The organism is Bacillus sp. JJ1764, from assembly GCF_036962145.1.
Classification (GTDB): domain Bacteria; phylum Bacillota; class Bacilli; order Bacillales; family Cytobacillaceae; genus Neobacillus.
This window is the reverse complement of the sequence record NZ_JBALNY010000015.1, coordinates 14321-20579: the sequence shown is the minus strand read 5'-3', so window position 1 is coordinate 20579 and position 6259 is coordinate 14321. Positions and strand designations below refer to the sequence as shown.

Here is a 6259-nt window from a genome sequence, read left to right as displayed (position 1 = left end):
ATTCCTTTCCATCTGTCGTTCATCCACTCTTTGAAAGACATTCCCAGACAGGATTCCTTTCCATCTATCCTTCATCCTCTTATATAGAAAGACACTCCTTAAGAAAAGTAAAAAAAACCTTAACCGGAGAGATTCCAGTTAAGGCCTTTGGTCTTTGATTAGACGTGCTTTTGAAGTACACCTGCTAAAGCTTCTTTTGGTTGGAAGCCAACTACTTTATCAACAACTTCGCCATCTTTGAATACTAACAAAGTTGGAATGCTCATTACGCCAAAGTTAGCTGCTGTTTGTGGGTTATCATCTACATCTAATTTTGTGATTTTGACTTTGTCGCCCATTTCAGCATCGATTTCTTCTAAAACTGGTGCAATCATTTTGCAAGGTCCGCACCATGGAGCCCAGAAATCAACTAGAACTAAGCCAGAACCTGTTTCTGCAGCGAAGTTTTGATCCGTTAAATGTGAAATAGCCATATATATGACCTCCTAATCTTTCTTAAATATACGGAAAGTATAGCATTGTTTAGAAAATCACGCTAATAATATGTTTCGCATCTAATTTTCCCTTAATGGCATTAAATTAAACTACATTATAAGAAAAGCACAAGCGCCTAGGTCTACTGCATTTGGCCTTCTCGAAAAAGCAAACACTTTCCTTCGGGCGATGCCTGTGCTGTCGAAGCCTTCCTTGTGGTGTCTCTCCAACTGAGATAGGAAACACGTAGAGCCGGAGGGGATTCGATGTTTAGTTATCGGGGGGCGGAGACGAAGGACACTTGCCGCTAGTGCGCTGGAGCTAGACAATGAAAAAAGCGGACGGAAATCCGCCCGCTTTTTTAGAGTTCAATCAATTATTGATGAACCTTTAATTTTTTGAATTCTTCCGTTAACATTGGGACCACTTCAAATAGGTCACCAACGATTCCATAGTCAGCTACTTTAAAAATGTTAGCTTCAGGATCCTTATTTATGGCTACAATGACTTTTGAATTGGACATGCCGGCAAGATGCTGAATGGCACCCGAGATCCCGCAAGCGATATATAAGTCTGGAGTTACAACCTTACCCGTTTGACCAATTTGCAGTGAGTAATCACAGTATTCGGCATCACACGCACCACGGGACGCGCCAACTGCTCCACCTAAAACATCTGCCAGCTCTTTTAATGGCTTAAAGCCATCTTCACTTTTCACACCGCGGCCACCGGAAACGACAACTTTTGCTTCACTTAGGTCAACACCTTCAGTAGCTTTTCTTACTACTTCCTTAATGATGGCGCGTAAATCTTTAATTTCAACAGATAGGGAAGAAACTTCACCTGTTCTGCTCTCATCTTTTTCAAGTGGAGCAATATTGTTAGGACGAACGGTTGCAAAAATGATCCCGTCAGTCACAATTTTCTTTTCAAACGCTTTACCTGAATAGATTGGTCGAGTAAAGACAACGTTTCCTCCTGCCACTTCAACAGCTGTTGCATCGGAAATTAAACCAGATGAAAGCTTGGCAGCAATTTTTGGAGACAAATCTTTTCCAAGTGCTGTATGGCCAAATACAATACCTTCAGGCTGTTCTTGATCAATGACAGCTAGAAGCGCTTGGGAATATCCGTCTGAGGTATATTGTGATAACTTTTCATCCTCCACTACGACTACACGATCGGCACCATATCTAACTAATTCCGCACCTAAACCGCTTACAGAATCGCCAAGTAATACACCAACTACTTCTCCGCCTTCAGCAACAGTTTTTGCTGCAGCAACTGCTTCGAAAGATACATTACGTAAGGATCCGTCACGAACTTCTCCCAATACTAATACTTTTCTGGACATTTGTGTTTACCCCCTGCAAACAAATTTTAAGATAACCGATTAAATAACTTTTGCTTCAGTGTGTAGTAGTTGAACAAGTTCTTTCACTTGATCAGCTAATTCCCCGGACAATACTTTTCCTGCCTCTTTTTTAGGCGGTAAGTATATTTCAATCGTTTTTGTTTTAGCTTCTACATCGTCTTCTTCAAGATCTAAATCATCTAACTCCAGTTCATCTAAAGGCTTTTTCTTTGCCTTCATAATTCCTGGTAAAGATGGATAACGCGGCTCGTTTAACCCTTGTTGGGCTGTTACTAGTAATGGAAGGCTCGTTTCGATCACTTCAGAATCTCCTTCGACATCACGGGTAACCGTTGCCTTTGTTCCATCAATTTCAAGCTTAGTAATTGTAGTTACGTATGGAATTCCTAATAGTTCTGCTACACGAGGACCAACCTGCCCTGACCCGCCATCAATTGCAACATTTCCACCTAAAATTAAATCAGCATTTTTATCTTTTAGGTATTCAGCAATGATTTTGGCAGTAGTAAATTGATCTCCGCCTTCAACATCATCTTCCGTGTTAATAAGAACTGCTTTATCAGCACCCATTGCAAGAGCTGTACGTAATTGCTTTTCTGATTCTTCGCTCCCGACAGAGATAACAGTAACTTCACCGCCATTTGCATCGCGAACCTGAATGGCTTCCTCTACTGCATATTCATCATACGGATTGATAATAAATTCCGCACCATCCTCATTGATCTTCCCGCCGGAAATGGTGATTTTTTCTTCGGTATCAAAGGTTCTTTTCAATAACACATAAATGTTCATGGTTACCCTCCTAAGAAATTCAAACATTTTTTTAGTTTGAAAGATTAAGAAAATTGATTGTAAAAAAATATATTGGTAAACGGAAGGGGTGATTCTTTACTCACACAAGATCCGTTTATTCACCCTTGAAATTAGGCTCTCTTTTTTCAATAAAGGCTTGGATGCCCTCTTTAGCATCATTAGAGACAAATACTTCACCAAATAACTGAGCTTCTCTTTTGGTACCTTCATAAAATTCTTCTGTTTTGGCATAGTTTAATAATTCAATGGCTGCCTTGATGGCGATTGGACTTTTCTTCACAATTTTCCTGGCCAGCTTATAGGCTTGTTCCAACACTTCTTCCTCTGGATAGGCATGATTGGCTAAACCGTATTGCACTGCTTCTACTCCGGTGATTGGTTCTGATGTAAACATCATTTCGGCTGCTCTGGCCACACCTACATATTTTGGCAGGCGTTGTGTTCCCGCAAACCCAGGAATTAAGCCTAACTGCAATTCTGGCAAACCAAGTTTGGCCGTTTCACTGACAAGCCTGATATGGCAAGCCATCGCCAGCTCTAATCCACCGCCAAGTGAGGCCCCGTGAATAGAAGCGATGATTGGTTTTGGAAACTTTTCCATTCTGTCAAATAGACCCTGACCAAATTTCCCTAAATTAGAGAAGCCATCAGAAGATTTTACTGTTGTAAATTCTTTAATATCTGCCCCAGCTGAGAAGAATCTCCCTTCACCATGAACCACCACGACCCTAATGTCACGATTTGGCTCAATTTCATCCAGGACACCAGCTAACTCCCGCAAAAGCCCTGATGAAAGCGCATTCGCAGGAGGACGCTGTAGGGTAATAGTGGCAATACCATCCCCGCTTGACCATTTTAAATACTCCATATTACTCCCCCTATTCTTAGCACACTAGCGTTTTGTACATCCGTTGATTAATAGCTTGTGGACAGGAACCGCCAGCTTTTTGAGATCGTACTTTTCCTCATTCATCACCCAAGACGTTACAGTTTCATCAATGGTGCCAAAAATCATTTGCCGGGCAAGACGGACATCAAGGTCACTTGCAAACTCACCTGATTCCTTACCTTCTTCAAGGATCTTATCAATGACCATTAAGTATCCTTTTAATACATTATTGATTTTTAAACGCAAATCCTTGTTAGATTGCCTTAATTCCAATTGTGTTACAATCGCAAGATAATGGTCCTGAGAAAGCAATTCGAAATGAGCATCGATCATCATTAATAACTTCTCTGTCGCGGTCTCTTTTCCTGCTGTCCTTTGATCTATTTCTTCGATAAAATTTCCCATTTTTTCTTCAAAGAGAGAGATAAGGATGTCTTCTTTGTTTTTAAAATATAGATAGATGGTCCCATCAGCCACTCCAGCTTGTTTTGCAATTTTTGAGACTTGGGCCTGGTGATAGCCGTTTTCGGCGATGACGATGACCGCTGCATCAATAATTTGCATGTACTTTGGCTTTGTTTTTTTCATGGTATCCCTCCTTTGGAAAAAATGGTTTAATATATATAATAGTAAAATAAAAATATGAATGAATAATCATTCATATTTTTATAATAATTTTAAACTTTTATTCTGTCAAGAAATTCTAAATCCGTAATTGATTATTTTTTTGAAATTTGGTTCTATGACAAGCCTTTTTATTCAAAAAAAATAATGGCGCAAACTAAGCGTGTTTTTTTGCTTCATCTTCTAATTTTTGTAGTTCTTCTTCTACCAGCATTCTTCTTAATATTTTTCCCACTGCTGTTTTTGGTAATTCTTTTCTAAATTCATAAAGTCTTGGTACCTTATAAGCAGCTAAATATTTTCTGACATACTGGTTCATTTCTTCTCCTGAAACTGTCGAACCTTCTTTTAACACAATAAAAGCCTTCACCGTTTCCCCGCGATATGGATCGGGTACGCCTGCTACCACTGCTTCCATGACATCGGGATGCTCATATAATATTTCCTCTATCTCTCTTGGATAAATATTATAGCCCCCGGCAATGATCATATCCTTTTTCCGGTCGACCACATAGAAATAGCCCTTATCATCCATATAACCGAGGTCACCTGTAAACAACCATCCTTCCTTTAACACATCATCCGTCTCTTCAGGACGATTCCAGTAACCCTTCATAATTTGTGGACCTTTAATAACGATTTCCCCTATTTCTCCTACAGGCAAGGGTTCACCAGTATCAATGGAAATGATTTTTGAGTCAGTATCAGGGTAAGGCACTCCTATACTGCCTTTTATTCGTTCGACGTCCCATAAGAAATTGGAATGGGTTACCGGAGATGCTTCTGAAAGCCCATAGCCTTCTACCAGTTTCCCTTTTGTTACTTCTTCAAATTTTTCTTGAACTTCCAGCGGTAACGGAGCAGAACCACTGATACATGCATTTATGGAAGATAAATCATATTTTTTCAGATCAGGATGATTAAGTAAACCAATATAGATGGTAGGTGCACCTGGGAAAAGGGTTGGCCGCTGCTTATGAATGGTTTTTAAGGTATCGAGGGCATCAAACTTAGGAAGGATGATTAATTTGCCTGCCATCTTCACCGCCAAAAGCATACACACTGTCATGCCATATACATGGAAAAATGGGACAATACTCAATACAGATTCTTCACCGGGCCTACACCTAGGAATCCAAGCCTGGCTCATTGTAGCATTAGTGATTAAATTCTTATGCGTCAACATGACTCCTTTAGGGGCTCCTGTGGTTCCCCCCGTATATTGAAGTAATGCCAAGTCTTCTTCTACGTTACAATCATACTCCTTCACCTGTCCAAGAGATCTATTCATGATTTCGGATAATAGGTGAATTGGACCCTCATGTTTTACCTTAACAACAATTCCATATTGTTTTTTCTGGATGAAAGGATAGATAAGATTTTTGGGAAATGGCAGATATTCCTTGATAGCGGTTACAATAATATGCTGCAAATTGGTTTGTGGCATGACCTTTGAGACGCGTGGATAGAGGATATCTAGGGTGACGATTACTTTTGCTCCGGAGTCGCTCATTTGATATTCGAGCTCGCGTTCCGTATATAAAGGGTTCGTTTGAACAACGATTCCCCCAGCTATGAGGATTCCGAAATAACTAACGACGCCTTGTGGAGTGTTCGGCAGCATGATGGCAACACGGTCACCCTTCTTTATACCGATTTCCTGAAGATAGACAGCAAACTTTAAGGCATCTTGGTAAAGCTGCTTATACGTCATTTCCTTTCCTATAAAATGAATCGCAATTTTTTCCGGAAAGCTTTCTGCTGATTTTTGTAAAAATTTTTGTACCGGCTCTGTGGAGTAGTCAATGGTGGTGGGAATATCTTTAGGATAATTTTTCAACCACGGTCTGGACTCCGACATGAACGGACCTCCCCCTTTTATTGAAATTTTCAAAATTCTCACCCTTTAATTATAGTACAGTATTTTCCATTAAACAATGGAGTTTCCTTAAATTGAAATAAGTTCACACCTTGTCTACTTGACCTTTTTTAAGTCAGCTTTATTTCATTATTTTTATAAAATAAAGGCTCAGTAAAACTAGTATGTTGATTTCCGCTTCAGGCACGTGCGGTTCGTGGGTGTT

6 protein-coding genes are annotated in these 6259 nt (G+C 40.0%); all 6 read right to left on the bottom strand.

Annotated features, from left to right (window positions below; all coding sequences use genetic code 11):
• Window positions 1–158 precede the first annotated feature (158 nt).
• The 6 genes from trxA to V7083_RS02220 all read right to left on the bottom strand — a co-directional run bounded on the left by trxA (window position 159) and on the right by V7083_RS02220 (window position 6036).
• Entirely contained in the window at window positions 159–473 is a 315-nt protein-coding gene (gene trxA / locus V7083_RS02245) for a thioredoxin (protein ID WP_335474929.1), read from the bottom strand.
• A gap of 377 nt (window positions 474–850) precedes the next feature.
• Window positions 851–1828, bottom strand: coding sequence for an electron transfer flavoprotein subunit alpha/FixB family protein (locus V7083_RS02240; protein ID WP_335474927.1), 978 nt, complete (start codon window positions 1826–1828; stop codon window positions 851–853).
• A 39-nt stretch (window positions 1829–1867) separates the two neighbouring features.
• A complete protein-coding gene (locus tag V7083_RS02235; RefSeq protein ID WP_335474925.1) occupies window positions 1868–2641 on the bottom strand; it encodes an electron transfer flavoprotein subunit beta/FixA family protein in 774 nt (257 codons plus the stop codon).
• 115 nt (window positions 2642–2756) lie between these two features.
• Complete coding sequence (locus tag V7083_RS02230; protein ID WP_335474922.1) at window positions 2757–3530, bottom strand: enoyl-CoA hydratase; 774 nt, start codon at window positions 3528–3530, stop codon at window positions 2757–2759.
• A 24-nt stretch (window positions 3531–3554) separates the two neighbouring features.
• Window positions 3555–4139, bottom strand: coding sequence for a TetR/AcrR family transcriptional regulator (locus tag V7083_RS02225; protein ID WP_335474920.1), 585 nt, complete (start codon window positions 4137–4139; stop codon window positions 3555–3557).
• Window positions 4140–4332: 193 nt separating this feature from the next.
• Window positions 4333–6036, bottom strand: coding sequence for an AMP-binding protein (locus V7083_RS02220; protein ID WP_335474918.1), 1704 nt, complete (start codon window positions 6034–6036; stop codon window positions 4333–4335).
• Window positions 6037–6259: the final 223 nt, after the last annotated feature.

What these genes read in the sequence shown, in the direction of transcription:
- trxA (WP_335474929.1), bottom strand. Translation starts at nt 473, where the DNA reads ATGGCTATTTCACATTTAACGGATCAAAACTTCGCTGCAGAAACAGGT.
- V7083_RS02240 (WP_335474927.1), bottom strand. Translation starts at nt 1,828, where the DNA reads ATGTCCAGAAAAGTATTAGTATTGGGAGAAGTTCGTGACGGATCCTTA.
- V7083_RS02235 (WP_335474925.1), bottom strand. Translation starts at nt 2,641, where the DNA reads ATGAACATTTATGTGTTATTGAAAAGAACCTTTGATACCGAAGAAAAA.
- V7083_RS02230 (WP_335474922.1), bottom strand. Translation starts at nt 3,530, where the DNA reads ATGGAGTATTTAAAATGGTCAAGCGGGGATGGTATTGCCACTATTACC.
- V7083_RS02225 (WP_335474920.1), bottom strand. Translation starts at nt 4,139, where the DNA reads ATGAAAAAAACAAAGCCAAAGTACATGCAAATTATTGATGCAGCGGTC.
- V7083_RS02220 (WP_335474918.1), bottom strand. Translation starts at nt 6,036, where the DNA reads ATGTCGGAGTCCAGACCGTGGTTGAAAAATTATCCTAAAGATATTCCC.